26 protein-coding genes are annotated in these 22894 nt (G+C 60.6%); 11 read left to right on the top strand and 15 right to left on the bottom strand.

Annotated elements, in window-relative coordinates; all coding sequences use genetic code 11:
* Positions 1–387: 387 nt before the first annotated feature.
* Together AC4PR2_RS20300 and AC4PR2_RS20295 are read right to left on the bottom strand one after the other, a co-directional pair.
* On the bottom strand, positions 388–1074 hold the full coding sequence (locus AC4PR2_RS20300; protein ID WP_048234594.1) for a response regulator: 687 nt from the start codon (positions 1072–1074) through the stop codon (positions 388–390).
* Between the two features lie 32 nt (positions 1075–1106).
* A complete protein-coding gene (locus AC4PR2_RS20295) occupies positions 1107–2699 on the bottom strand; it encodes an ATP-binding protein (RefSeq protein WP_337046910.1) in 1593 nt (530 codons plus the stop codon).
* A 326-nt stretch (positions 2700–3025) separates the two neighbouring features.
* On the opposite strand from AC4PR2_RS20295, the gene AC4PR2_RS20290 reads away from it, so the two are divergent.
* Entirely contained in the window at positions 3026–4381 is a 1356-nt protein-coding gene (locus tag AC4PR2_RS20290; protein WP_060441094.1) for a 2-hydroxycarboxylate transporter family protein, read from the top strand.
* A 98-nt stretch (positions 4382–4479) separates the two neighbouring features.
* On the opposite strand, the gene AC4PR2_RS20285 is transcribed toward AC4PR2_RS20290, so the two are convergent.
* Positions 4480–5451, bottom strand: coding sequence for a patatin-like phospholipase family protein (locus AC4PR2_RS20285; RefSeq protein ID WP_070913747.1), 972 nt, complete (start codon positions 5449–5451; stop codon positions 4480–4482).
* Positions 5452–5657: 206 nt separating this feature from the next.
* On the opposite strand from AC4PR2_RS20285, the gene AC4PR2_RS20280 reads away from it, so the two are divergent.
* Positions 5658–6602, top strand: a complete 945-nt coding sequence (locus tag AC4PR2_RS20280; RefSeq protein ID WP_337046911.1) for an MBL fold metallo-hydrolase — start codon at positions 5658–5660, stop codon at positions 6600–6602.
* Positions 6603–6614: 12 nt separating this feature from the next.
* Here the strand turns inward: AC4PR2_RS20280 and AC4PR2_RS20275 are convergent, their stop codons facing one another.
* The gene (locus AC4PR2_RS20275) at positions 6615–7508 is read right to left on the bottom strand and encodes a LysR family transcriptional regulator (RefSeq protein ID WP_048234590.1); all 894 of its coding nucleotides are present in this window, start codon (positions 7506–7508) and stop codon (positions 6615–6617) included.
* A 101-nt stretch (positions 7509–7609) separates the two neighbouring features.
* Here AC4PR2_RS20275 and AC4PR2_RS20270 point away from each other — a divergent pair, with 101 nt between their 5' ends.
* From AC4PR2_RS20270 to AC4PR2_RS20255, 4 genes are all read left to right on the top strand, one after another.
* The gene (locus AC4PR2_RS20270) at positions 7610–8350 is read left to right on the top strand and encodes an SDR family oxidoreductase (RefSeq protein ID WP_060425092.1); all 741 of its coding nucleotides are present in this window, start codon (positions 7610–7612) and stop codon (positions 8348–8350) included.
* Positions 8351–8414: 64 nt separating this feature from the next.
* A complete protein-coding gene (locus tag AC4PR2_RS20265; RefSeq protein WP_342177804.1) occupies positions 8415–8609 on the top strand; it encodes a DUF1289 domain-containing protein in 195 nt (64 codons plus the stop codon).
* Positions 8610–8686: 77 nt separating this feature from the next.
* On the top strand, positions 8687–8974 hold the full coding sequence (locus tag AC4PR2_RS20260; RefSeq protein ID WP_107228094.1) for a CopG family ribbon-helix-helix protein: 288 nt from the start codon (positions 8687–8689) through the stop codon (positions 8972–8974).
* Positions 8974–9261, top strand: a complete 288-nt coding sequence (locus AC4PR2_RS20255) for a type II toxin-antitoxin system RelE/ParE family toxin (RefSeq protein ID WP_443014577.1) — start codon at positions 8974–8976, stop codon at positions 9259–9261. Before AC4PR2_RS20260 ends, AC4PR2_RS20255 begins: the two co-directional genes overlap by 1 nt.
* 43 nt (positions 9262–9304) lie before the next feature.
* Here AC4PR2_RS20255 and nrdF read toward each other — a convergent pair whose 3' ends face one another.
* The 5 genes from nrdF to AC4PR2_RS20230 all read right to left on the bottom strand — a co-directional run bounded on the left by nrdF (position 9305) and on the right by AC4PR2_RS20230 (position 13759).
* Positions 9305–10276: a class 1b ribonucleoside-diphosphate reductase subunit beta gene (gene nrdF / locus AC4PR2_RS20250; protein WP_038872807.1), complete on the bottom strand. Its 972-nt coding sequence runs from the start codon at positions 10274–10276 to the stop codon at positions 9305–9307.
* A gap of 8 nt (positions 10277–10284) precedes the next feature.
* Complete coding sequence (gene nrdE, locus AC4PR2_RS20245; protein WP_141960023.1) at positions 10285–12429, bottom strand: class 1b ribonucleoside-diphosphate reductase subunit alpha; 2145 nt, start codon at positions 12427–12429, stop codon at positions 10285–10287.
* Positions 12411–12815 (bottom strand): class Ib ribonucleoside-diphosphate reductase assembly flavoprotein NrdI, encoded by a 405-nt coding sequence (gene nrdI, locus AC4PR2_RS20240; RefSeq protein ID WP_015378865.1) that lies wholly within the window; start codon positions 12813–12815, stop codon positions 12411–12413. The genes nrdE and nrdI overlap by 19 nt, the downstream gene beginning before the upstream one ends.
* A gap of 9 nt (positions 12816–12824) precedes the next feature.
* Positions 12825–13055, bottom strand: a complete 231-nt coding sequence (gene nrdH / locus AC4PR2_RS20235) for a glutaredoxin-like protein NrdH (RefSeq protein ID WP_004928934.1) — start codon at positions 13053–13055, stop codon at positions 12825–12827.
* A gap of 272 nt (positions 13056–13327) precedes the next feature.
* The gene (locus AC4PR2_RS20230) at positions 13328–13759 is read right to left on the bottom strand and encodes a carboxymuconolactone decarboxylase family protein (protein ID WP_015378864.1); all 432 of its coding nucleotides are present in this window, start codon (positions 13757–13759) and stop codon (positions 13328–13330) included.
* Between the two features lie 95 nt (positions 13760–13854).
* Between AC4PR2_RS20230 and pdxR the strand changes: the two genes are divergently transcribed.
* Positions 13855–15288, top strand: coding sequence for a MocR-like pyridoxine biosynthesis transcription factor PdxR (gene pdxR, locus AC4PR2_RS20225; RefSeq protein WP_492175394.1), 1434 nt, complete (start codon positions 13855–13857; stop codon positions 15286–15288).
* 61 nt (positions 15289–15349) lie between these two features.
* Here pdxR and AC4PR2_RS20220 read toward each other — a convergent pair whose 3' ends face one another.
* Entirely contained in the window at positions 15350–15658 is a 309-nt protein-coding gene (locus tag AC4PR2_RS20220) for an ElaB/YgaM/YqjD family protein (protein ID WP_004928950.1), read from the bottom strand.
* Positions 15659–15749: 91 nt separating this feature from the next.
* A complete protein-coding gene (locus tag AC4PR2_RS20215; RefSeq protein WP_492175393.1) occupies positions 15750–16724 on the bottom strand; it encodes a nickel/cobalt transporter in 975 nt (324 codons plus the stop codon).
* 199 nt (positions 16725–16923) lie between these two features.
* On the opposite strand from AC4PR2_RS20215, the gene asr reads away from it, so the two are divergent.
* Positions 16924–17274, top strand: a complete 351-nt coding sequence (gene asr, locus AC4PR2_RS20210; protein ID WP_004928953.1) for an acid resistance repetitive basic protein Asr — start codon at positions 16924–16926, stop codon at positions 17272–17274.
* Positions 17275–17469: 195 nt separating this feature from the next.
* Here the strand turns inward: asr and AC4PR2_RS20205 are convergent, their stop codons facing one another.
* Positions 17470–17850: a DUF4440 domain-containing protein gene (locus tag AC4PR2_RS20205; protein WP_049200826.1), complete on the bottom strand. Its 381-nt coding sequence runs from the start codon at positions 17848–17850 to the stop codon at positions 17470–17472.
* Positions 17847–19229 carry an MFS transporter gene (locus AC4PR2_RS20200; RefSeq protein WP_492175392.1) on the bottom strand — a complete coding sequence of 461 codons (1383 nt, stop codon included), beginning with the start codon at positions 19227–19229 and terminating at the stop codon, positions 17847–17849. The genes AC4PR2_RS20205 and AC4PR2_RS20200 overlap by 4 nt, the downstream gene beginning before the upstream one ends.
* 105 nt (positions 19230–19334) lie before the next feature.
* Here AC4PR2_RS20200 and AC4PR2_RS20195 point away from each other — a divergent pair, with 105 nt between their 5' ends.
* From AC4PR2_RS20195 to AC4PR2_RS20185, 3 genes are all read left to right on the top strand, one after another.
* A complete protein-coding gene (locus AC4PR2_RS20195) occupies positions 19335–20240 on the top strand; it encodes a LysR family transcriptional regulator (RefSeq protein WP_049200821.1) in 906 nt (301 codons plus the stop codon).
* Between the two features lie 90 nt (positions 20241–20330).
* Complete coding sequence (locus AC4PR2_RS20190) at positions 20331–21503, top strand: MFS transporter (protein ID WP_337046916.1); 1173 nt, start codon at positions 20331–20333, stop codon at positions 21501–21503.
* A 102-nt stretch (positions 21504–21605) separates the two neighbouring features.
* Positions 21606–21944, top strand: a complete 339-nt coding sequence (locus tag AC4PR2_RS20185; RefSeq protein ID WP_038872785.1) for a DUF2002 family protein — start codon at positions 21606–21608, stop codon at positions 21942–21944.
* A gap of 26 nt (positions 21945–21970) precedes the next feature.
* Here the strand turns inward: AC4PR2_RS20185 and AC4PR2_RS20180 are convergent, their stop codons facing one another.
* On the bottom strand, positions 21971–22417 hold the full coding sequence (locus AC4PR2_RS20180; RefSeq protein WP_025303978.1) for a DUF1198 family protein: 447 nt from the start codon (positions 22415–22417) through the stop codon (positions 21971–21973).
* Between the two features lie 67 nt (positions 22418–22484).
* Entirely contained in the window at positions 22485–22820 is a 336-nt protein-coding gene (locus AC4PR2_RS20175; RefSeq protein ID WP_004928976.1) for an MbeD/MobD family mobilization/exclusion family protein, read from the bottom strand.
* Positions 22821–22894 lie beyond the last annotated feature (74 nt).

Below are 22894 nucleotides of genomic sequence, written 5' to 3'. Positions count from 1 at the left end.
GTTTAATTAAAGCGATATGAGCTGTCCTTAGCAAAATAAAAGAGCTTTTTACCCTAACACAGTGAATATCTGAGACAACCCTGAATGTCGTTTAAATGGGATATTAGTGGTTTACATCAAGGTTTTAATTAGTTATGGTAGTTTGGCCCATGACTCAAAATTGACGGCCGTTATTCGCCATAATGGATTGGTTTTGGGGGAAATAACGCGGCGTGAAGCAGGGGAGATATTTCGCTTCTGCGTCTGCCGTTCGGATAATAAAAAACCCGACCAGAGGCCGGGCAAAAGTCATCAGTATTTCATCAGTTTTAACGACAGGTGCCGATATCGAGGGGGATATCGTCGGGCGCTATGTTATCGCCGTAATATGACAGCCAGATGGCAGCCTCAGGCCTTGCGATATAGCCGCCGCGGATGGCCGATATTGCCGTACAGCATCTCCACCCGCACGAACTGGGTGGCGACGCAATATTCCAGATAACGGCGGGCGGTGGTCTTGCTGATGCCGACCTGCTCCACCACGTCTTCCACCGCATGCGCCACCGCCGGCTGGGCGATAAACAGCGCCTGTACCAGCTCGAGGGTATTGGTTTCGATGCCTTTGGCGCTCGGCTCGCTGGAGAACTGCTTCGACTGCAGGTTGTACAGCGCATCGACGTTGTCCTGATCGATGATCTTGAAGGTGCGCTGGGTCTGCACAAACTGCATGAAGCGTTCGAGCGAATTGCGCAGCCGCTTGTAAGACACCGGCTTGATGATGTAGTCGAAGGCGCCGTTGCGGATCGCCTGGCTGCAGGTATGCATGTCGCTGGCGGCGGTGATGAAGATCACCGAGCAGGCGGGGTTCTTCACCGCCGGTTCTTCCATCAGCTCGATGCCCTGGCCGTCCGGCAGGAAGTTATCCAGCAGGATCAGCCGCGGCTGATGCGTATTGGCTTTGGCCCGCGCTTCGGCCAGCGTGGCGGCGTAAGCCACCACCCGCAGGTTGAAATTTTTCTCGATGAACTCCGCGTGCAGCGTCGCCAGTTGCGGCTCGTCTTCCACGATCAGAACGTCCAGTGCTTGGTGTGACATAATCGGGTGCTCAAAAAATCGGGTTATGGGTTTTATTTAGGGATAAATATAGAGAATATCGCGCCGTGCGGCTCGTTGTCCGACACTTCTATGCTGCCGTGCGCCTGCGCCACGTGGCTGGCGACCAGATGCAGGCCGATGCCGTGGTCGCTTTTATCCGCTTTGGTGGTGACGCCCTGTTCAAACAGCGTATCACGAATCTCCTCGGCGATGCCGGTGCCGCGATCCGCCACCTCGATCACCAACTCGTCGCTGCCGTCGCTGATATAAAGCTCGATCGCTTCGTGCGGGGCCGGGTAGTGCAGCGTCGCCTCCACGGCATTATCCAACAGGTTGCCGACGATCGACATCAGTTCGGTCTCATTCAGCGCCGCCGGGATCTGCCGCAGCTGGCAGGCCGGATCGAAGCGCAGCTCGATGCCTTTTTCTCTGGCGCTGGAGTATTTGCCCAGCAGCAGGCCGCACAGCGCCGCCGAGCTGAAGCGCTGCGAGATGAAATCGAGGATTTCCTGCGCGCCCTCCGACTGGGCCTCCACGTAGCGGATGGCCTCGTCGTAGCGCTGCATATGCAGCAGCCCGGCCAGCGTGGCGGTCCAGTTCAGCTGCTCGTGGCGCATGATGCGCAGGTTGTCGGCATAGCGTTTCACCTGGCTGAGCTGGCTGCTCAGGGTATTGATATCGTTCTTGTCGCGGAAGCTGATCACCCAGCCTTGCAGCTCCTGTTCCTGCATGATGCGCACCCGGCTGGCGATCACCCGCACGTGGTTGAAGCGGCACACCTCGTCATGCGTATCCTGGCCCAGCTGCGCGGCGGCGAAGAAGTTCGGCTGCGCCTGGATCACGTCGCCGATCGGCCGGCCCAGCAAGCCGGCGGCGGGCTGGTGCAGATCCAGCAGCTCGCGCGCCGCATGGTTGATGGTGATGATCCGCATCTGCGGATCGATGGCGATCACCCCTTCATAGATGGCTTCCAGCAGCGCTTTTTGCTGGCGCACCAATAGCGCGATCTCTTTCGGCTCCAGCCAGAACATCTGGCGCTTGAGATTTTTCGACAGCAGCCAGGAAAAGACGAACAGGGCGATCAGCAGCAGGACGATAGAGCCGATAATTTGCGTCAACGTCCTGGCATTTAAATTATCGATATGCGATTTCAAATAGCCGACGGAAACGATGCCGATCACGCGATTATTTTCATCCACGATCGGCGCCTTGCTGCGCAATGAAACGCCAATGCCGCCCTTGCGAATGGAAATAATGCTTTTTCCTTCCAGCACCTCTTTATTATCGCCGCCGATCATCGGCGTGCCCAGGCGGCCTTCATATTCGGAATGATAAAGGTGGCGGGCATGATTATCGCCGATGACGATATAACTGGCGTCGCTGCTGGCGCGGATTTTTTTCATCAGCGCGGCGATCCGGGCGGCGTCGTTGTTCTCCACTGCGTCCACCAGCGAAGGAATGAGGGCGATTTCCCGCGCCTGTACCTGGGCGCGGGCGCCGAGATCGCGGTGCAGCTGCGCATCCAGCTGGTAATAGGTATAGGCGCCGATACAGGTCAGCAGCAGGCAGGAGAAGGCCACCAGGCACAGAAACAGCTTGATTTGAAATGAGAGTTTGAGGCGCATGGCGGTGCTTCACCGTAAAGAGATCCTGAAGCCTTACCCTATCACGAGAAGCGGGGTCTGTAATATTGTGCCCGATCAACTTGTGATCCCTCACACGGGATTAGAGTGAACCGGACGAGAATTGTTCGTCTGCGATAAAGTTGATAAGCTTTAAAATAAAAGCGGTATTAACACCATTAAAACCACGCTGATTTTTACATAATCTTAATTAACTCCATAGAAACCATAACCACCATTAAAAACCCTTTTTAACTTTGAACATAATCACAGCAGATAATCCGTGCGCTTCTCTATGATGGCTGAACAAACTAATAAGAGGCCAGATTATGAGCACAACAGATGATTCTTACCTCGTAGCCAAAGACAAGGCCGCCGATATTTCTCTGCGTGAGAAATGGTGGCGGATACTGGACAATTATAAAGTAGGGATTATTCCGTTACCGTTCTTTATTCTGGCCGGCGTATTGATTCTGCTCGACTGCCTGGAAGGCAAATTGCCGAGCGATATCGTGGTGATGGTGGCCACCCTGGCGTTCTTCGGTTTCGCCTGCGGCGAATTCGGCAAGCGCCTGCCGCTGATCGGCAAAATGGGCGCGGCGGCGATCTGCGCCACCTTCATTCCTTCCGCGCTGGTGCACTACGGTCTGCTGCCGGACGTGGTGGTGGAGTCGACCACCAAGTTCTACAAATCGACCAACATTCTTTATCTCTACATCTGCTGCATCATTGTCGGCAGCATCATGAGCATGAACCGCCAGGTGCTGATCCAGGGCTTCCTGCGCATCTTCATTCCGATGCTGTGCGGCGAGATCGTCGGCATGCTGGTGGGGATGGGCGTCGGCATGGCGCTGGGCCTGGAGCCGTTCCAGATCTTCTTCTTCCTGATCCTGCCGATCATGGCCGGCGGCGTGGGTGAAGGGGCGATCCCGCTGTCGATGGGCTACGCGGCGATCCTGCACATGGAGCAGGGCGTGGCGTTGGGGCGCATTCTGCCGATCGTGATGCTCGGCAGCCTGACTGCCATCGTCATCGCCGGCCTGCTCAACCAACTGGGCAAGCGTTATCCGCACCTGACCGGCGAAGGCAGCCTGATGCCGAGCAAGCAGGGCGACAGCGACATGAACGCGGTGGAAAAAATCAGCGGCAAGGTGGACGTCAGCACCATCGCCTGCGGCGCGCTGCTGGCCATCCTGCTGTATATGGTAGGCATGCTGCTGCACCGCCTGATCGGTCTGCCGGCGCCGGTGGGCATGCTGTTCGCCGCCGTGGCGGTGAAGCTGGCGCACGGGGTGTCGCCGCGCATTCAGGAAGGCTCGCAGGTGGTGTACAAATTCTTCCGCACCGCCGTGACTTATCCGATCCTGTTCGCGGTCGGCGTGGCCATCACGCCGTGGCAGGAGCTGGTGGACGCGTTCACCGTACAGAATCTGATCGTGATCGTCACAACCGTCAGCGCGCTGGTGGCGACCGGTTTCTTCGTTGGCAAGAAAATCGGCATGCACCCTATCGACGTGGCGATCGTCTCCTGCTGCCAGAGTGGGCAGGGCGGTACCGGCGACGTCGCTATCCTCACCGCCGGCAACCGCATGTCGCTGATGCCGTTCGCCCAAATCGCGACGCGTATCGGGGGCGCTATCAACGTCTCGCTGTCGCTGCTGGTGTTGGCCAAGTTCTTCGTATAACTCCTATAAATCCTTAGCGTTACTTTGCCTTTCCCCGCCCCCGCGGGGATTTTTTTTGCCCGCGCGCCGGCCGTACGCGCGGGCAGGGATAATACCGGTTACGCTGCCTGTTTCATGGCGGCGTCGTACCAGGCGAAGTAGCGCTCTACGCCGCGGCGGCCGGATTCGATCAGCGCGCGTTTCTTCTCTTCGCTGATGTTGAAATCCAACGTGTTGACGTCAAGCGTGTCGACATACACGGTGCGCTTCCAGTCGTCGCTGTCCAGGTGCACCTTGGTTTGGATGTCCAGCATCACGTTGGCCACCGCCAGGGTGAAATCAAACAGGTTGTTGACCGGCGTGCGCGGGCCGGCCTGCCCGGCGGCCTGGGCGATTTCGCCGGCGGAGTCCAGGCGAAGGCCCAGGGTGCGGGTATTGATGCGCTGGCTGGAACTGTCGATATAAGGCGGCGTGGCGGAAAAGTCATAGTCGAACAGCCGCACCGGGTAGTTGTCGATCATGCCGCCGTCGATGCACAGATCGCCCAGGGTATTGTTCTTCGCCACGAAGGCGAACGGGAACGACATCGAAATGCGCAGGCCGTCCGCCACTTTCATGCGCGGCGTGGTGCGATGCGAATAGACCTCGCGCTGGCCGCTGTTGAGGTTGGCGCCGATAAAGTAAATCGACTTGAACCCTTTCGCCGCTTTCATCGCTTCGAACTGCTCGAAGGTAATATCCGGCTTGCCGGTATATTGCTTGATAATATCGCGCGACCATTGATAGAAATAATCGCCGGGCGCGATGCCGTATTGATTGAACAGGCGGTAGGCGTCCTGGAGCGTACCGAAAAAGCCGCCGTTATAATCAAGGAATTTTTTAAAATCCATCGCCGACAGAATTTTGGTGACGTCCGCCGAGCTGCAGCCCAGGCCGACCAGCAGCGCGGCGATGGCGCCCGCCGAGGCGCCGGAGGTTTGCTTGATCTGCGGCATGATGCCTTTGGCTTCCAGCAATTCCAGCGCGCCGCCATAGGCGATGCCTTTTACGCCGCCGCCTTCAAAGACCAGATTTTCGAATTGATAGTTCATGATATTTCCTCACTCTTGGTTTAGGGAGTAAGAAAAATAACCAAGTGGCGAGCGAGAAAATATGGATTGGGGTTGTGTGGCTCGGCAAACAAAATTATTCATAATAAATATATTATTTATATATTTATCAAAGGCATTTATTAAACAGGCGCATCGGGCCTTTTGCGTCAATACTTAGCGCTGTCCAATTCTCGCAAGGAGTCATCATGTTCTGGAAACGTTGTCTGATGGGCGCGGCGCTGGCCGTTATGTCATTACAGGCCGGGGCCGCCGCGCCGCAGGCCAAAACCCCGACGCCGGGATTTTACCGCATCATGCTGGGCGGCTTTGAAGTGACCGCGTTGTCCGACGGCGTCATTCGCCTGCCGGCGGACAAGCTGTTGCTCAACACCACGCCGCAGCAGATCGCCACCGGGTTGGCCGAGCGGCATCAAAGCCTGCCGGTGGTCACCTCGGTCAATGCCTATCTGATCAATACCGGCGACAAGCTGGTGATGATCGACAGCGGCGCCGGCCAGCTGCTGGGCGACGGCCTGGGCAAGCTGGTGGATAACCTGCGCGCGGCGGGCTACCAACCGGAGCAGGTAGATGAGATCTACCTGACCCACATGCACCCGGATCACCTCGGCGGCCTGACGCACGACGGCAAGGCGGTATTCCCCAATGCGGTGGTGCGCGCCGCCAGCCAGGACGCGGACTTCTGGCTGAGCGCCGACCAGCTGAAACGGGCCAACGCGGAAAATAAAAGCAACTTCGAAAGAGCCCAGGCGGCGATCAAGCCTTATCAGGCGGCCGGGCACTTTAAGCCATTCAACGGCGACGGCGAGCTTTCGCCGGGCATCGCCGCCTTTGCCGCCCACGGGCATACGCCGGGCCACAGCGTCTATCAGGTGACGAGCCAGGGCAAAAAGCTGCTGTTGCTGGGGGATTTGATCCACGTAGCGGCGGTGCAGATGCCGCATCCGAAGGTGGCTATCAGTTTTGACAGCGACGCCAAGGCGGCGGTCGCTCAACGGCTGCGGGTGTTCGGCGACAGCGCGCGGCAGAGCGAGCTGGTGGGCGGCGCGCACCTGTCGTTCCCAGGGTTGGGCTACTTGAACCGCCAGGGCGAAGGGTACAGCTGGGTGCCGCTGAATTACGGCGCGCTGTAACACACTCGGTCGCTACCGGTTGCGTTCGGCGAATACCCGGCTGAACCAATCGAGAAACACGCGCACCCGCGGCGAGAGCTGGCGGTTGCGCGGATAAAGCAGCGAGACCGGCATCGGCGGAGAAGGCCAATCCGGCAGCAGCGGCAACAGGCTGCCGTCTGCCAGATCGCCGCGCAGGTGATAGCGCGGCACCTGAATGATGCCCAACCCGGCGCGGGCGGCGGCGACCAGGCTCTCCGCCGCGCTGACCGACACCGTCGCCGGCAGCGTGATGGGCTGCGCTTGCCCCGCCACCGTGAACGCCAGCGGCATCAGCGCGCCGGTCGCCGAAGAGCGAAAACCCACCATGCGATGATGGCGCAGGTCGTCCAGGCTTTGCGGCGTGCCGAAGCGCTGCAGGTAGGCCGGGGCGGCACAGGTCACCTCTTCCAGCTCGCCCAGGCGGCGCGCCACCATGTCGCTGTCCCGCAGTTTGCCGACGCGCACCACGCAGTCGATGCCTTCCCGCAGCGCGTCCACCAGCCGATCGCCTTCGCTCATATAGAGCTCGATATCCGGGTATTGCGCCAAAAAATCAGGCAAGTCGGGCAACAGAAAATGGCGCGCCAGCGTGCCGTGCACCTCGATGCGCAGCAGCCCGCGCGGTTTGGCGCCGGCGAACGCCATCTCCGCCTCTTCGATGTCCGCCAGAATGCTCAGACAGCGCTGATAGTAGGCTTCGCCGTCCAGCGTCGGGCTGACGTGGCGGGTGGTGCGCTGCAGCAGCCTGACCTGCAGCCGGGCTTCGAGCTGTTTGATGGCGTCGGTCACGGTGGAGCGCGGCAGGTTCAGATCCTGCGCCGCCTGGGTAAAGCTGCGTTGTTCTACCACGCGGGTGAACAGGCGCATGGCGTCGATTCTGTCCATAATTGTTCGTTTATTTCGGATAGTGATAACGAAGAATAGGGGATTATTCGCCGTGCCGAAAGGTGCATGATGACAACTCACTGACCCAGGAGGAGAGACTTATGCAGCACGCCACTCAACGCGTCGCCATCGTCACCGGCGCATCGCGCGGCATCGGCGCCGCCATCGCCGAGCGTCTGGCCGCCGACGGTTTTACCGTCATCATCAACTATTCAGGCAACCCGGCGCCGGCCGATGAACTGGTGCGCAAGATAGAACAGGCGGGCGGCCGCGCGCTCGGCGCCAAAGCCGACGTCAGCGATGCGGCAGCGGTTTCCCGATTGTTCGACAGCGCCGAACAGGCGTTTGGCGGCGTCGACGTGCTGGTCAACAACGCCGGGGTGATGGCGCTGGCACCGGTGGCGGACATGCGCGATGAAGACGCGGATCGCCTGATCGACATCAACCTGAAAGGCAGTTTCAACACGATGCGCGAGGCGGCGAAGCGCCTGCGCGACAACGGCCGCATCATCAACTTCTCCTCCAGCGTGGTGGGGCTGCTGCAGCCGGGGTACGGCATGTATGCCGCCAGCAAGGCGGCGATCGAGGCGCTGACCAGCGTGCTGGCAAAAGAGCTGCGCGGCCGCAATATCACGGTGAACGCCGTTGCGCCGGGGCCGACCGCGACCGGGCTGTTCCTCGACGGTAAAACCCCGGAGCTTATCGAGCGGCTGGCGAAGATGGCGCCGCTGGAGCGCCTGGGCACGCCGGAAGATATCGCCGCGGCGGTGGCCTTCCTCGCCGGGAACGACGGCGGCTGGATCAACGGCCAAACCCTGCGCGCCAACGGCGGCATCATCTGATTGACGACGCGCCGCCGCAGGATCGGGTATCCTGTGGCGGCACACATCACATCAAGGGCGGTTTATGGCGGGCGACAATCAGCAATTCCAGCACGGCGTGAGATCGCCCTGCGTCAGCCTGTGCCGCATCGACGACGAAACCCAGCGGTGCCGGGGATGTCGGCGCACGCGGGCGGAGATCGCCGCCTGGCCGACCGCCAGCGACGCGGAGAAACGAGCTATTTGGCGGCGGCTTGAGCTGCGTCAGTGGGTGAAATAATCCCCAGCATCATTGCGCTGCCAGACTCCATGTAGCACAATTGAGCTACATGTGATTGACCGACGTTGGGAGCGATTATGTCGACGACGACCATCCGTATTCCAGATGAGCTTAAAGCCCGAGTCGCCGCCGTCGCCGAGCAGGCTGGCGTGACGTCTCACAGCTTTATTTTGCAGGCAATAGCGGAGAAAACGCAGCAAGAAGAGTTGCGCCGCGGCTTTGAGAATGAAGCGGAAAAACGCTATGCCAAGATAATTGCGACGGGAGAGACTGTCTCTTGGAAAGAGATGCGCGGTTATTTGGAAAACTACGCAGCGGGTAACACCGAAGCGGTTAAACCTCCGGTTAAAAAATTGGGGCGCTGATGGCAAATGTCGAGTTGGCGCCAGAGGTCAGGGATGATATCGAACGTATTCTCGCTCATTTGGCTCAGTATGGTGCCGCGGATTCAGGGCGACGCATTCAGGAAATCATCCAGGCGATTGCGGTATTGGAACATAATCCATTGCTCGGACGAGCCCTTGGCGCAGGAATGCGTGAATTAATTATTGGGCAGCAGGCTCGCGGTTATTTGGCGCTCTACAAATATATCCCTGATATCGATACGGCGTTTGTTCTGGCGATCCGTAGTCAGAAAGAACAAGGGTATTAAATGCACGATACCGGCCTGAAAGACCGGTATCGTTGTCATGTCCTCAGAAATCCCAGTCCTCATCCTCGGTGTTGACCGCCTTGCCGATGACGTAAGACGAACCGGAGCCGGAGAAGAAGTCGTGGTTTTCATCGGCGTTCGGCGACAATGCCGATAGGATAGCCGGGTTGACCTCCGCCATCGCCGGTGGGAACAGCGCTTCATATCCCAGATTCATCAGCGCCTTGTTGGCGTTGTAGTGCAGGAAGGTTTTCACGTCTTCCGTCCAGCCGACGCCGTCGTACAGCTCCTCGGTGTAGCGCACCTCGTTGTCGTACAAATCCTGCATCAGGTCGAAGGCAAAGTTTTTCACCTGCCGGCGCCGCGCGGCGTCCACTTTCTCCAGCCCTTTCTGGAACTTATAGCCGATGTAGTAGCCGTGCACCGCCTCGTCGCGGATGATCAGGCGGATCAGATCGGCGGTATTGGTCAGCTTGGCGCGGCTCGACCAGTACATCGGCAGATAAAAGCCCGAATAGAACAGGAACGACTCGAGGAACACGCTGGCAACCTTCTTCAACAGCGGATCGTCGCTGCGGTAGTGGGCCAGAATGATGCCGGCCTTTTTCTGCAGCGCGCGGTTTTCCTCGCTCCAGCGGTAGGCGTCGTCCACGTCCGGCGTTTGGCACAGGGTGGAGAAGATTGAGCTGTACGAGCGGGCGTGTACCGCCTCCATAAAGCTGATGTTGGAGTACACTGCCTCTTCGTGCGGCGTCAGCGCATCGGCGATCAGGGCCGGCGCGCCGACGGTGTTCTGGATGGTGTCCAGCAGCGTCAGCCCGGTAAACACCCGAATGGTCAGCTGCTGCTCCTTCGGCGTCAGCGTGGCCCAGGAGGGGATATCGTTGGACAGCGGCACCTTCTCCGGCAGCCAGAAGTTGGAGGTCAGGCGGTTCCATACCTCCAGATCCTTGTCGTCTTCGATGATGTTCCAGTTGATGGCGCGCACCAGCGGCGCCGATGTTAGGGTCGTCATAAGTTGCCTCACAGCGAGCAGGACACGCAGCCCTGCACCTCGGTGCCTTCCAGCGCCATCTGGCGCAGGCGGATGTAGTAAATGGTCTTGATGCCTTTGCGCCAGGCGTAGATCTGCGCGCGGTTGATATCGCGGGTGGTGGCCGTATCGCGGAAGAACAGCGTCAGCGACAGCCCCTGATCGACGTGCTGCGTGGCGGCGGCGTAGGTATCGATGATTTTTTCCGGGCCAATCTCGTAGGCATCCTGGTAATACGCCAGGTTGTCGTTGGTCATGTAGGGCGCCGGGTAGTAAACGCGGCCGATCTTGCCTTCCTTGCGGATCTCGATGCGTGAGACGATCGGGTGGATGCTGGAGGTGGCGTTGTTGATGTACGAGATGGAACCGGTCGGCGGCACCGCCTGCAGGTTCTGATTGTACAGCCCGTGCAGCATCACCGACTGGCGCAGCGCGCGCCACTCGTCGCGGCCCGGAATGGCGATGCCGGCGGCGGCGAATAGCTCGCGTACCCGCTCGGTTTGCGGCAGCCAGTCGCGTTCGGTGTACTTGTCGAAGTACTCGCCGCTGGCATAGCGGGAGTGTTCAAAACCGTCGAAGGCGCCGCCGCGCTCGATCGCCAGCCGGTTCGAGGCGCGAATGGCGTGATAGGCCACGGTATAGAAATAGAGGTTGGTGAAGTCGATGCCTTCTTCCGAGCCGTAGAAAATGCGCTCGCGCGCCAGGTAACCGTGCAGGTTCATCTGGCCCAGGCCGATGGCGCGGGCGCTGCGGTTGCCCTCGGCGATCGACGGCACCGAGCGGATATCGCTCATGTCGGCCACCGCGGTCAGCGCGCGGATCGCGGTCTCGATCGCCTTGCCGAAGTCCGGCGCGTCCATGGTTTTGGCGATGTTCAGCGAGCCGAGGTTGCAGGAGATGTCCTTGCCGATGCGATCGTAGCTCAGATCCTCGTGATACGTGCTGGCGCGGTTGACCTGCAGGATCTCCGAACACAGGTTGCTCATGTTGATGCGCCCGGCGATCGGGTTCTCCCGGTTGACGGTGTCCTCGAACATCACGTACGGGTAGCCGGATTCGAACTGGATCTCCGCCAGCACCTGGAAGAACTCGCGCGCGTTGATGCGCGACTTGCGGATGCGCTTGTCGTCCACCATCTCGCGGTACTTCTCGCTGACGGCAATCTCCGAAAACGGCACGCCATACACCCGTTCGACGTCGTAGGGCGAAAACAGGTACATCTCTTCGTTGTTCTTCGCCAGCTCGAAGGTGATATCCGGGATCACCACCCCCAGCGACAGCGTTTTGATGCGGATCTTCTCGTCGGCGTTTTCCCGTTTGGTGTCGAGGAAACGCAGAATGTCCGGGTGGTGGGCATTGAGATACACCGCGCCGGCCCCCTGGCGCGCGCCGAGCTGGTTGGCGTAGGAGAAGGCGTCTTCGAGCATTTTCATGATCGGAATGACGCCGGAGGACTGGTTCTCGATGCGCTTGATTGGCGCGCCCACCTCGCGAATATTGCTCAGCAGGAAGGCCACGCCGCCGCCGCGTTTCGACAGCTGCAGCGCGGAGTTCACCGCCCGCCCGATCGATTCCATATTGTCTTCGATACGCAGCAGGAAGCAGGAGACCAGCTCGCCGCGCTGGCGTTTGCCGCAGTTGAGGAAGGTTGGGGTGGCCGGCTGGAAGCGGCCGGAAATCATCTCCTCCACCAGATCCTGCGCCAGCCCGGTGTCGCCCGCCGCCAGCGTCAGCGCCACCATGCATACCCGATCTTCGTAGCGCTCCAGATAGCGTTTGCCGTCGAAGGTTTTCAGCGTATAGCTGGTGTAGTACTTGAAGGCGCCGAGGAAGGTCTCGAAGCGGAATTTTTTGGCGTAGGCCTGCTGGAACAGCTGCTTGATAAACGGGAATTCGTACTGCGCCAGCACCTGCGGCTCGTAGTAGCCTTCCTCCACCAGATAGCGCAGCTTTTCCTCCAGGTTATGGAAGAACACGGTGTTTTGGTTGACGTGCTGCAGGAAGTAGTGCCGCGCCGCCAGCCGATCTTTATCGAACTGGATCCGGCCTTCCGCATCGTAAAGATTGAGCATCGCGTTGAGCGAATGGTAATCCAGCGCGCCCGTCTCGGGCCTGGTCAGTTCTGTCGTTGCCAAAATGCGGTTACTCCCTGTCGAACGTTTTCAACGTCTTGCGCGGTGCCGAGCAGCTCGAAGCGGTACAAAAAAGGCACCTGGCATTTTTTGGCGATGATGTCGCCGGCGATGCCGTACGCTGCGCCGAAGTTGGTGTTCCCGGCGGCGATGACGCCGCGCAGGTATGAACGGTTTTGCGGAACGTTGAGAAAGCGGATGACCTGGATCGGCACCGCGCCGACGGCGCTGCCGCCGCCATAGCTGGGCACGATCAAGATATAGGGTTGTTCCATCAGCAATTTGCTGCGGGCTCCGGCGATCGGAATGCGGATCGCCGGCAGGCCCAGTTTCTCAACGAACCGATGGGTGTTCTCCGAGCTGCTGGAGAAATAGACCAGCGGATTCATCGGCGGGCCTCAGCAGGTGAGCGCCAGTGCGCCGATCTTGTCCGGCCGGAACCCGGACCAGTGATCGTCACCGGCGATAATCACCGGAACTTGCTGATAACCTAAGGATTTAACGTGATTCAGCGCCTGCTGATCCTGGGTGAGATCGATCACCTGATAATCAATCCCCTGTTTATCAAATGCGCGATAGGTGGCGTTGCACTGGACACAGTCCGGCTTACTGTAAATAATAATGCTCATGATTCGCATTTACCTTTAGGCTGAAGGAAAGGCGGACAAGTCAGATAACGGAGCATCGTTCCTGGCGTTTCTGACGGCGTTATCAACCGAACGACACTCCCTGCGGCTGACCTATAAAATACTATATGTTGATATTTGTTTTATCAACCACGCTATATATGGTGTTTTGTCGGGTTGGAGGCGCAGGCCGCGCCGGGGCTGGAAAAGGCGAGGGAAAAAATTTTTGCGGGTGAGAAATTCCCCCTCTCAGTGAAGAGGGGGAATCGAGCGCATTACTGGCGCATGCTGACGGCCAGCCGGTTGAAGGCGTTCATGATGCTGATGGCGAAGGTCAGATCGGCGATCTCGGTATCGCTGAAGTGCGCCTTCAGCGCCTCGAAAGCGCTGTCCGGTGCGCCGGTGGCGGCGATCAGCGTCACCGACTCGGCCCATTCCAGCGCGGCGCGTTCGCGCTCGCTGAACTCATGGCTGACGCGCCAGCCCGCCAGCGTATCCAGCTTGGCATGGCTGAAGCCGCTTTCGCGCAGCGCTTTGCCGTGCATATCCAGGCAGTAGGCGCAGCCGTTGATCTGCGAAACGCGCATAAACATCAACTCGATGGTCGCCTTGTCCAGGGCACCTTTCTCCAGCGCCATCAGCGCGCTTACCATATTTTTGTACGGGGCGGGCGCCAGCTCGGCATAGTTCAAACGTTGCTTAATCATGGTCAACCTCAATCGGTAGTAACGAAATCATGCCGCTACTTTAGCGGCCTTATGGTCTATGCTATAGGGCCATAAAATGATTATTTAATCAGGCCATGATGCCATCTTTCCTGACCTCGCTGCGGCTGGACAACCGGCTCGCGGAACCGCTGTACCGGCAGATCTACCTGCGGATTAAAGACGCCATCGCCCAGGGCAGCCTGGCGGCGGGCAGCCGATTACCCTCAGTGCGCGGGTTGGCGAGCGATCTGGGCGTGGCGCGCGCCACGGTGGAAAGCGCCTACGCGCAACTTATTGCCGAAGGTTTCTTGCAGAGCCGTGGGCAGGCGGGCACCTATGTCTCGCCGCAGCTGCCGCACGTGCCGCCGGGTGCGGTATCCGCTGCGCCGCCGCTGGTGGCGATGGCGCCCGATCCGCTGCAGCCGCAGGGCATGCTGCAGCCTTTCCAGCTGGGCGTGCCGGCGCTGGACGCGTTTCCCCGGGCGTTATGGCAGCGCATTGTCGCCCGCCAGCTGCGCGGTTCCACGGTGGCTTCCCTGGCGCTGCCGCCGGCCGGCGGCCTGCCTGAGCTGCGTGAGGCGATCGCCCATTATCTGCATTTGTCGCGCGGCATCAGCTGCAGGCCGGAGCAGGTTTTCCTCTGCGCCGGTTATCCGGCGCTGTTGGACTGGGTGGTGGAGACGCTGTTGCACGCCGGCGACGCGGTATGGATCGAAGATCCCGGCTATCCGGTCACGCGCCCGCTGCTGCGGGCCGCCGGCGTCAGGCCGATCGCCGTGCCGGTGGATGAACAAGGCATGGACGTGGCCGCCGGTAGGCTGACGGCGCCTGAGGCGCGGCTGGCGGTGGTGACGCCAACCCATCAAAGCCCGCTCGGCGTCACGCTCAGCCTGGCGCGGCGCATGGCGCTGCTCGACTGGGCGCAGCAGCGCAGGGCCTGGATCCTGGAAGATGACTACGACAGCGAGTTTCGCTATCACGGGCGGCCATTGCCGCCGCTGAAAAGCCTCGATGTTCAGGGGCGGGTGCTGTACGCCGGCACCTTCAGCAAAACGCTGTTCCCGGCGCTGCGCATGGCCTACCTGGTGGTCCCCGCCGGCCTGACGGAGGCCTTTGCGCGCAGCAGCCGGCTACGTGGCTGCGGCTGCCCGCCGCTGCTGCAGGCCGGCGTGGCGAATTTTATCCGGCAAGGGCATTTCTACCGCCACCTGAAACGCATGCGGCCGCTGTACCGCCAGCGGCGTGAGTGGCTGACGCAGGCGCTGGAACGGCAGCTGGGGACGTGGCTGACGGCGGTGCCGCAACAGGGCGGCATTCAGCTGTTGGCCCGGCTGCGTGACGGGGTGGCGGATACGCCGTTGGCGGCGCAAGCCTGGCAACAGGGGTTGGCGGTGCAGGCGTTATCGGACTGGCGAATCGATCATCCGGCGGGGCAGGGGTTACTGCTGGGGTTCGCCAATTTCACTCGGCAAGAGGAGACGGAGCGGGCGGTGCAGGGGCTGTCGCAGCTGTTCAAACGCCTCAATTAAACGGCCCGCGATTTCCGCGGGCCAGACGCACATCTGTTTTATCTTTATGACTGCAGGGGTGTTAACGCCGGGCCAGCAGCACGCCGAGCACGATGCCGACGGCGGCACCGATCCCTACGCCCTGCCAAGGTTTGTCACGCACATAGCTGTCTGCTTGATCGACCGCGTCGCGCGCATGCTGTGTCAGACTGGTGGAGCCATTGAACCGCGCCCGGGCGTCGCGCAGCACGCCTTTCGCCTTACTGTGCAGCTCTTTCAGTTCCTCTTTGGTCTTGTCACCGGACTCGCGCAACACTTCATCCAGCGTATCGGCCAACAGAGTGACGTCCTGATCGATATCGCGTTCTGTTCTTTCCGCTTTCTTAAACATTCAGCTCTCCATTTCGACACATGTCTTTTAAGTGTAGACCATGCCGAGATTTATGTGGCCGATCACGCAAAAAAACGACGATTTACCGGCGTTAGCAGCCGGCGGCGATAAAATCGCCGTTGGCGCTGACCGGGATCACCGAATTGAACAGCACCAGCGCGAACAGGATCAGGATCACGCCGCCGAGCATCACGGCGATGCGCGACGCCTGTGCCAGATAGTAGCCCGTCAGGCCGGGTTGATGGGCCAGAAAACGCTCGCGCGCGTGGTGCACCAGCGTGGCGAGGATCATGATCGACAGCCCGGTGCCCAGCGCCATGCTCATGGCGGAGATCACCCCCCAGGTGAACATGCCGATGGCGTTGGCGAACACCAGAATCAGGATGGCGCCGCTGCATGGACGAATACCGATGGAGACGATCAGCCACAGCGCGTTGCGCCAGCCGCCGGTCAGTTCGGCTGCGCCGGGCTGATGCCGGTGGTCGCACTCGCACGCCGCGCTATGCGCGTGGTCCGCTGGGTGCAGCGCCTGAATGACCGGCGCGCGGCGCCGACGCCAGCGCCAGCCGCTGGCGCGCAGGATCACCATCAGGCCGAAGGCGGCGATGAAGACCGCGCTGCCTTTTTCCACCCAATAACGGCTGAGGCTGAGATCGCCCATCGACAGGTTGAGCGCCACCGCCAGCACCATCACGAACACAATGGCGACCACGCCTTGCATCAGGCTGCCCAGCAGGGTGATCGCCCGGCTGGCGTTCAGCCGTTCGCGGTGAGTGGCCAGATAAGTGGTGATGACGAACTTGCCGTGGCCAGGGCCGATGGAGTGCAGGAAGCCGTAAGCGAAACTGGCCAGCGTCAGCATTAGCCCGCCGCTGTATTGCTGGTTGCGCTGCTGCAGCAGATAGAGCACCAGATAGCGGTGCATGTAAATCTGGAAGTTGATGCAATACTGCACAAACTCGGCCCAGTGCCGCACGAACAGGTAGAGCAGCGTCAGCAGCAGCAGACCGGCGAGGGCCAGACCGGCGTAGCAGCCCGGCGCGTGTTTCAGCGAGACGGTTTTCATAGCGTGAGCGAGCCTGTACGAGGGGCGTCTTCCTTCAGCATATACCCGCCGATGCGGTTCACAAGCGCCGTTCACAAACGTTGTACATTTGGTTACTCGGCGAAACCAATCACTCACGGAAACGGCAGTTTGATTCCACTAGTATCTGTTTCAACGGCTCCACCGGAGCTTACCGAAACAACACTCTGAGGATTTAAAGATGAAAAAAGTATTAGCGCTGATCGTTGCTGCCACTATGGGTCTGTCTTCTGTTGCTTTCGCTGCTGATACTGCAGCTACTGCTCCGGCTACCACCACCGCGCCAGCTGCGACCACCACTACCGCTGCGCCAGCGGCTGCTGCTGAAAAAGCACCAGCTAAAGCAACGCACCACAAGAAAGCTAAGCACCACAAAAAAGCGCCAGCCCAGAAAGCTCAGGCCGCTAAAAAGCACCACAAAAAAGCGCCAGCTCAGAAAGCCCAGGCTGCTAAAAAACACCACAAAAAAGCGCCAGTGCAGAAAGCTCAGGCCGCTAAAAAACACCACAAAAAAGCCGGTAAAAAAGCTTAATTAAGTGATGTTTGCGGAACCGAAAGGTTCCGCACTCTCCAGCCCGTACTCCAGACACCCGGTTCTTCCGGGTGTCTTCTTTTGAGGCGACGAACGATGATCAATCGCTATCTGTTTGAAGTCATTTTCAGTACGGTAACCCTGTGCGGGGTGATCGTCGGTTGGGAACTGTTTTTGGCCGGCAGCTTTTTGTAATTATTGCGCTGCGGCGGTTTCGTGCAAATGCCGCCAGCCGAGTACGTTGGGCTGACGTTCAAAGACCACCGTGGAATAGCGCAGCGTGGCGCTTTGCCCCGGCAGGCTCTGTTTTTCCCGGTAGCTGACTACCGCGCCCGTCGGCCATTCGGCCACCAGCTTCATCTCTTCTATCTCGATTTCCAATCCCGGTTTGGCGGCGCGATGCGCACGGAAAAAGGCGCACAGCGCGGCAAAATCCAGCGGAGCGCCGCTCAGCGCGATCATGCTGAAATCCGGCGTAAAGCGCGCCAGCAGCGCCTGTTCTTCTCCAGCCCCTTTGCCCAGCCAGCGTTCAATGGCGATGTGGGCGTCGATCACTTCGGTAAAGTACGGGTTCATAAAGCATCCTGTTGAGCGTTGAGTTGGCGCACGATGGCGCGGTTGGCGAGGCGCAGGCACAGCAGCAGCGGGATAAATACGCTGGCGCCCGCCAGAATGAAGCAGGTGCGGTAGGCCGCCGCGGGCGGCAGCCCGGTCAGCAGCAAATTCAGCAGCAGGCTGAGCAGCGCCACGCCGAGGCAAAAACTGAGCTGGCGATTGATGTTCCACAGCGCGCTGGCGTCCGCCAGCTGAGCGTCGGGGATCTGCAGGAACGCGCTGCTCTGCGCGGTGCTGCTGCACAGGCTGCCGCCAAACCCCATCAGGGCGAAGGCGGCGATCTGCAATGCGTGCTGGCCGGCCAGATCGATCTGCGCCAGCGTCAGCATGCCGGCGCCTTGCAACAGGCAGCCGGCGATCAGCAGCGGCCGCGGGCCGAGGCGATTAAAGGTTTTGCCGGTCAGCGTGATGGCCAGGAACGACGCCAGCGCCCAGGGCAGCATCAGGCCGCCGACCTGGGCGGCGGGCATCCCCAGCTGGTTTTGCAGATACAGCATCGCCACCAGGCTGACGCCGATGAACAGGCCGGGAATGCACAAATAAACCGCCATGGCGTTGCGCAGCAGCGGATCGGCGACCAGCCGCAGGTTCAGCAGCGGCTGCGGGGTGCGCAGGCTATGGCGCAGATAATAGGCCAGCACCAGCAGGCCGGCGGCCAGCAGCGCCGCGCCGGAAGCCTGATGACCGGTCTCGCTCAGCCGGGTCAGGCCGAGCAGCAGCAGCGTCAACGCCGCGCAGGCACTCAGCAGCCCTTTGCCGTCGAGCGGTTTACGCACCGCCGTCGACGTTTCCGCGCGCAGCCACAGCGCCGCCAGCGCCAGGGCCAGGGCCGCCAGCGGCAGGTTGGCGAAAAACACCCAGCGCCAGTCCAGCCGATCGACGAGCCAGCCGCTCAGCGCCGGTGACAGCGCCGGCGCCAGCAGCCCCACCAACATGATAGCCGCCGACAGCCCGGCGCGTTCATGGCTGCGGTACAGCTGGTAGGTCAGCGTTTGGCCGATGGGGATCAGTAAGCCGCCGCCCATGCCCTGCAGGGTGCGCCAGCCGATCAGCGCGCCGATGCTGTCGGCATTGCCCGCACCGAGGGTGGCCAGCATGAACAGCGCCAGCGACAGCAGGAACACCCGCCGCCCGCCGATGCGCTGCGCCAGCCAGGCGCTGAGGGGGATCACCAGCGTCAGGCCGAGAATATAGCCGTTGCTGACCCACGCCAGTTGGCTGACCGACGCCCGCATCGCCTGGCCGATGGCGGGGTAGGCGACGTTGGCGATAAACATATTGATCAGATCGACGAAAAAGCCGAGCAGATAGACGATTGCCACTTTGCTGCGATAAGACATGGTGCCTCCGGTTGAAGGCGAGCAGTGTATCGGGGGGAAAAGTGCGGATAAATCGGCGGCGGGCGATTACACTGTCAAAATGATTTTGACAATAAGGGCGGCGAAATGCTGAATTTGCAGCGCCTGGCGATCTTTGCGGCGGTGGTGGAAGCGGGCAGCTTTACCGCGGCAGCGGCGGCGCTGGGGCAAACCAAGGCGGTGGTGAGCTTTAACGTCAAACAGCTGGAGAACGAGCTGGGGGTGTCACTGCTGGCGCGCAGCACCCGGCGGCTGTCGCTGACCGACGCCGGCGAACGCTTTTACCAGCGCAGCCTGCAGCTGCTGCAGGAGGCGGAAAACGTGCTGGACGACGTGCGTCGCGATCATCACGGCCTGAGCGGCGTGCTGCGCATCACCAGCACGCCGGAGTACGGCGCGCAGGTGGTGGTGCCGGCGCTGGCGGCTTTTTCGCGGCAGCATCCGCGGCTGCGCATCCAGCATGTCTCTTCTTCTTATCATGCCGATCTGATCTCGGAGCGCTTTGACGTGGCGATCCGCCTGGGCCAGCTGGCGGACTCCAGCCACCGCGCGGCGCTGATCGACAGCTTCGCCATTTTTCCGGTGGCGTCGCCGGGTTATCTGGCCGACCGACCGATTCATTCGCTGACGGATCTGGCGCAGGCGCAGTGGATCGCCCACAGCCGGCTCAGTTCACCGCTCAGCTGGCAGGTGGCCACGCCGCAGCGCGAAGCGGTGCTGTTCAAGGTCGCGGACGCTGCCACGCTCACCGGCGACAGCGCCGCGGCATTGCTGGCGTTCGCCCTGCATGGCGCCGGGGTGGCGCTGCTGCCGGCGTGGCTGGCACAGCCCGAAATCGACGCCGGCCGGCTACAGCGGTTGCTGCCGGATCACCGTTTCCCCGAGCAGAGCATCTATGCGCTCTACCCGAACACCCGCCATGTGCCGGAAAAGGTACGGGCGTTTATCGATTTTCTGCGCGCGCGGGTGGCGGCAAAATCGTTAGCGAAATAATAATTCGTTATAACTCTCTCATTTATCATCAGATCCCATCGGGGTATGCTGGCAATCTCTGTCTACCCCGTCCGATGCGAGCCACCTTCGATGACCGCAGAAAATAACCTCCAGCTGAACCGACGCATTCTGTCCGTGGTGATGTTCACCTTCGTCTGCTACCTGACCATCGGCCTGCCGCTGGCGGTGCTGCCGGGATTTGTGCATGAGCATCTGGGCTACAACTCGGTGCTGGCGGGCCTTATCATCAGCGCGCAGTACTTCGCCACGCTGTTCAGCCGCCCGCACGCCGGGCGCTATGCCGATCAGCTGGGGCCGAAGAAGGTGGTGCTGTTCGGCCTGGCGTGCTGCGGTGCCAGCGGCCTGTTTTACGCGCTGGCGTTCGGCGTTGACGGTTACCCGTGGCTCAGCCTGCTGTTGCTGTGCGCGGGGCGGGTGTTTCTCGGCGTTGGCGAAAGCTTCGCCAGCACCGGTTCCACGCTGTGGGGCATCGGCCGGGTCGGAGCGATGCACACCGCGCGGGTGATTTCCTGGAACGGCGTTGCCACCTATGGGGCGATGGCGGCCGGGGCGCCGCTCGGCGTGTACCTGAATCAGCAGTGGGGATTGGCCGGGGTGGCGGCGCTGATCGTGCTGGCGGTCGCGGTGGCGCTGCTGTTGGCGAGCGGCAAGCCGGACGTCTCGATCGCCGCCGGGCAGCGCATCGCCTTTCGCGCGGTGTTCGGTCGCATTTGGGCCTATGGCCTCGGGCTGGCGATGGGCACCGTCGGCTTCGGCGTGATCGCCACGTTCATCACGCTTTACTATGCCGACAAAGGTTGGAGCGGCGCGGCGTTTTCGCTGACGCTGTTCAGCTGCGCCTTCGTCGGCATCCGCCTGATCTTCAGCAACGTCATCAACCGCCACGGCGGTCTGAAGGTGACGCTGGCGTCGTTTCTGGTCGAGATCGTCGGGCTGCTGTTGATCTGGCTGGCCGGTGAGCCCTGGATGGTGCAAACCGGCGCGTTGCTGGCCGGCGCCGGTTTCTCGCTGGTGTTCCCGGCGCTGGGCGTCGAGGCGGTGAAACAGGTGCCGCCGCAGAATCAGGGCACGGCGCTCGGCACCTATTCGGCGTTCCTCGACCTGGCGCTGGGCATCACCGGCCCGCTGGCCGGGCTGCTGATTGGGCAAGCGGGCGTGCCGTCGATCTATCTGGCGGCGGCGCTGCTGGTGGCGCTTGGCGTGTTGCTCACTCTGCGCCTGCTGCAGCGCAGCCGGGCCTAATTCAGGAATAGTCCGAAACCCGGATTCCTCCCCAGAAAATCATTGTTTCGGTGAATGATTACGGTAAGGTCGCTCAGCGGTCCAGAATGAGAGGAGGAATCGATGTATTTACGGCCGGATGAAGTGGCTAAAGTGTTGGAGAATACCGGCTTTGAGCGTGATTATGTCACCGATCAGGCCTATGGCTACCGCAAGGGTGCACACTACGTGTATGTGAATCGCGAAGCGCGGATGGGCAGAACCGCGTTGGTGATCCACCCGGCGTTGAAAGAGAGAAGCGTGCATTTCGCCACGCCAACCTCCCCGGTGCGCACCAGCGAGCAGTATCTGGAGTTTCCCCTGGATTTAAGCGGCGACGCCCCGAACCTGCGTTACGGCATCGCACACGGCTTCAGCTCGCGCGAAGCGCTGTCGCGCTACCTCTTCAGCATGTTCCTGTAATCGGTCCCCCGCTTCGGGGGACGCGATCAGCCGTGGGCCAACGCTTCGCGGTTGAAACGCTCGTTGTAGGCGCGACGGAACTGCGCCAGTTCAAACGCATCGATATCCAGTTCGGCGAAGTAAAACAGCGCCGCTTCGGTGTGCTCGGCGTGCAGCTCCGGCGACAGCCCGGCGCGCAGTAGCACGTCGCGCCACAGGGCAATCTGTTCGTCGTCCGCCTGTTTGATGAACGTCAGGTAGATGAACAGCAGATAAGCCGCCTGGTGCATCTCTTCGGTGTAGCCGTTGTTCAGCATGCGGATAAAGGTCTGGCTTTGGCGGCCGCCCATTTCCTGGATCATCGATTCGATCAGCATCGGTTTGACCCTCAGCAGATGGGCCAGCGAATCGATGGCTTTGCGGGTGTCGGACGTCAGGATGCGGTAACCGATAATGAATACGACGATCAGGGCGGCGAGGATGATCCAGGTCATTTAGGCTTTATTACACTCTCAATACGCCAGAAGAGGGGCGGGAGGCGCTGTGCGACAGCGCCCGCTATCAATGCTGTTCGCCGCTGAAATTACCGACCGCGCTCTGTTGGCGCAGGTGGTGATTGAAGGTGGCCGCGTCTTTGGCCAGCGCGTCCAGATGAGCGCCGAGCATTTTGATCTGCTTCACCAGCGCATGCTGTTCCGGTACCGAACTGGCGGTGCTCAGCTTGCGCGCCAGTTGTTCATTCTGCGCCCGCAGTGCGGCTTCGCGCTGTTTGGCTTCTTCCAGCAGTTGCTGCAGCGCCTGGTAGCTCTGCTGCCATTCGCGGTGTTGCCGTTCGAAGCTGCTCTGCAACTCATTCATCGCATTTTGAAACTGGATTTCCAGCTCGCGCATTGTCATGGGCTCGATCCTTTGCGGCACTCAATGATGGCTTAGCAGTATAGCGAAAACTGTTCGCAAGCTCACCCGTTGAC

The organism is Serratia sp. A07, from assembly GCF_058725505.1.
The sequence above is the reverse complement of the archived record's forward strand: the minus strand, read 5'-3'. Positions and strand labels throughout refer to the sequence as shown.

Bases quoted from the DNA above. Each gene is read 5' to 3' on its own strand.
- AC4PR2_RS20300 (WP_048234594.1), bottom strand. From the start codon at position 1,074: ATGTCACACCAAGCACTGGACGTTCTGATCGTGGAAGACGAGCCGCAA.
- AC4PR2_RS20295 (WP_337046910.1), bottom strand. From the start codon at position 2,699: ATGCGCCTCAAACTCTCATTTCAAATCAAGCTGTTTCTGTGCCTGGTG.
- AC4PR2_RS20290 (WP_060441094.1), top strand. From the start codon at position 3,026: ATGAGCACAACAGATGATTCTTACCTCGTAGCCAAAGACAAGGCCGCC.
- AC4PR2_RS20285 (WP_070913747.1), bottom strand. From the start codon at position 5,451: ATGAACTATCAATTCGAAAATCTGGTCTTTGAAGGCGGCGGCGTAAAA.
- AC4PR2_RS20280 (WP_337046911.1), top strand. From the start codon at position 5,658: ATGTTCTGGAAACGTTGTCTGATGGGCGCGGCGCTGGCCGTTATGTCA.
- AC4PR2_RS20275 (WP_048234590.1), bottom strand. From the start codon at position 7,508: ATGGACAGAATCGACGCCATGCGCCTGTTCACCCGCGTGGTAGAACAA.
- AC4PR2_RS20270 (WP_060425092.1), top strand. From the start codon at position 7,610: ATGCAGCACGCCACTCAACGCGTCGCCATCGTCACCGGCGCATCGCGC.
- AC4PR2_RS20265 (WP_342177804.1), top strand. From the start codon at position 8,415: ATGGCGGGCGACAATCAGCAATTCCAGCACGGCGTGAGATCGCCCTGC.
- AC4PR2_RS20260 (WP_107228094.1), top strand. From the start codon at position 8,687: ATGTCGACGACGACCATCCGTATTCCAGATGAGCTTAAAGCCCGAGTC.
- AC4PR2_RS20255 (WP_443014577.1), top strand. From the start codon at position 8,974: ATGGCAAATGTCGAGTTGGCGCCAGAGGTCAGGGATGATATCGAACGT.
- nrdF (WP_038872807.1), bottom strand. From the start codon at position 10,276: ATGACGACCCTAACATCGGCGCCGCTGGTGCGCGCCATCAACTGGAAC.
- nrdI (WP_015378865.1), bottom strand. From the start codon at position 12,815: ATGAATCCGCTGGTCTATTTCTCCAGCAGCTCGGAGAACACCCATCGG.
- nrdH (WP_004928934.1), bottom strand. From the start codon at position 13,055: ATGAGCATTATTATTTACAGTAAGCCGGACTGTGTCCAGTGCAACGCC.
- AC4PR2_RS20230 (WP_015378864.1), bottom strand. From the start codon at position 13,759: ATGATTAAGCAACGTTTGAACTATGCCGAGCTGGCGCCCGCCCCGTAC.
- pdxR (WP_492175394.1), top strand. From the start codon at position 13,855: ATGATGCCATCTTTCCTGACCTCGCTGCGGCTGGACAACCGGCTCGCG.
- AC4PR2_RS20220 (WP_004928950.1), bottom strand. From the start codon at position 15,658: ATGTTTAAGAAAGCGGAAAGAACAGAACGCGATATCGATCAGGACGTC.
- AC4PR2_RS20215 (WP_492175393.1), bottom strand. From the start codon at position 16,724: ATGAAAACCGTCTCGCTGAAACACGCGCCGGGCTGCTACGCCGGTCTG.
- asr (WP_004928953.1), top strand. From the start codon at position 16,924: ATGAAAAAAGTATTAGCGCTGATCGTTGCTGCCACTATGGGTCTGTCT.
- AC4PR2_RS20205 (WP_049200826.1), bottom strand. From the start codon at position 17,850: ATGAACCCGTACTTTACCGAAGTGATCGACGCCCACATCGCCATTGAA.
- AC4PR2_RS20200 (WP_492175392.1), bottom strand. From the start codon at position 19,229: ATGTCTTATCGCAGCAAAGTGGCAATCGTCTATCTGCTCGGCTTTTTC.
- AC4PR2_RS20195 (WP_049200821.1), top strand. From the start codon at position 19,335: ATGCTGAATTTGCAGCGCCTGGCGATCTTTGCGGCGGTGGTGGAAGCG.
- AC4PR2_RS20190 (WP_337046916.1), top strand. From the start codon at position 20,331: ATGACCGCAGAAAATAACCTCCAGCTGAACCGACGCATTCTGTCCGTG.
- AC4PR2_RS20185 (WP_038872785.1), top strand. From the start codon at position 21,606: ATGTATTTACGGCCGGATGAAGTGGCTAAAGTGTTGGAGAATACCGGC.
- AC4PR2_RS20180 (WP_025303978.1), bottom strand. From the start codon at position 22,417: ATGACCTGGATCATCCTCGCCGCCCTGATCGTCGTATTCATTATCGGT.
- AC4PR2_RS20175 (WP_004928976.1), bottom strand. From the start codon at position 22,820: ATGACAATGCGCGAGCTGGAAATCCAGTTTCAAAATGCGATGAATGAG.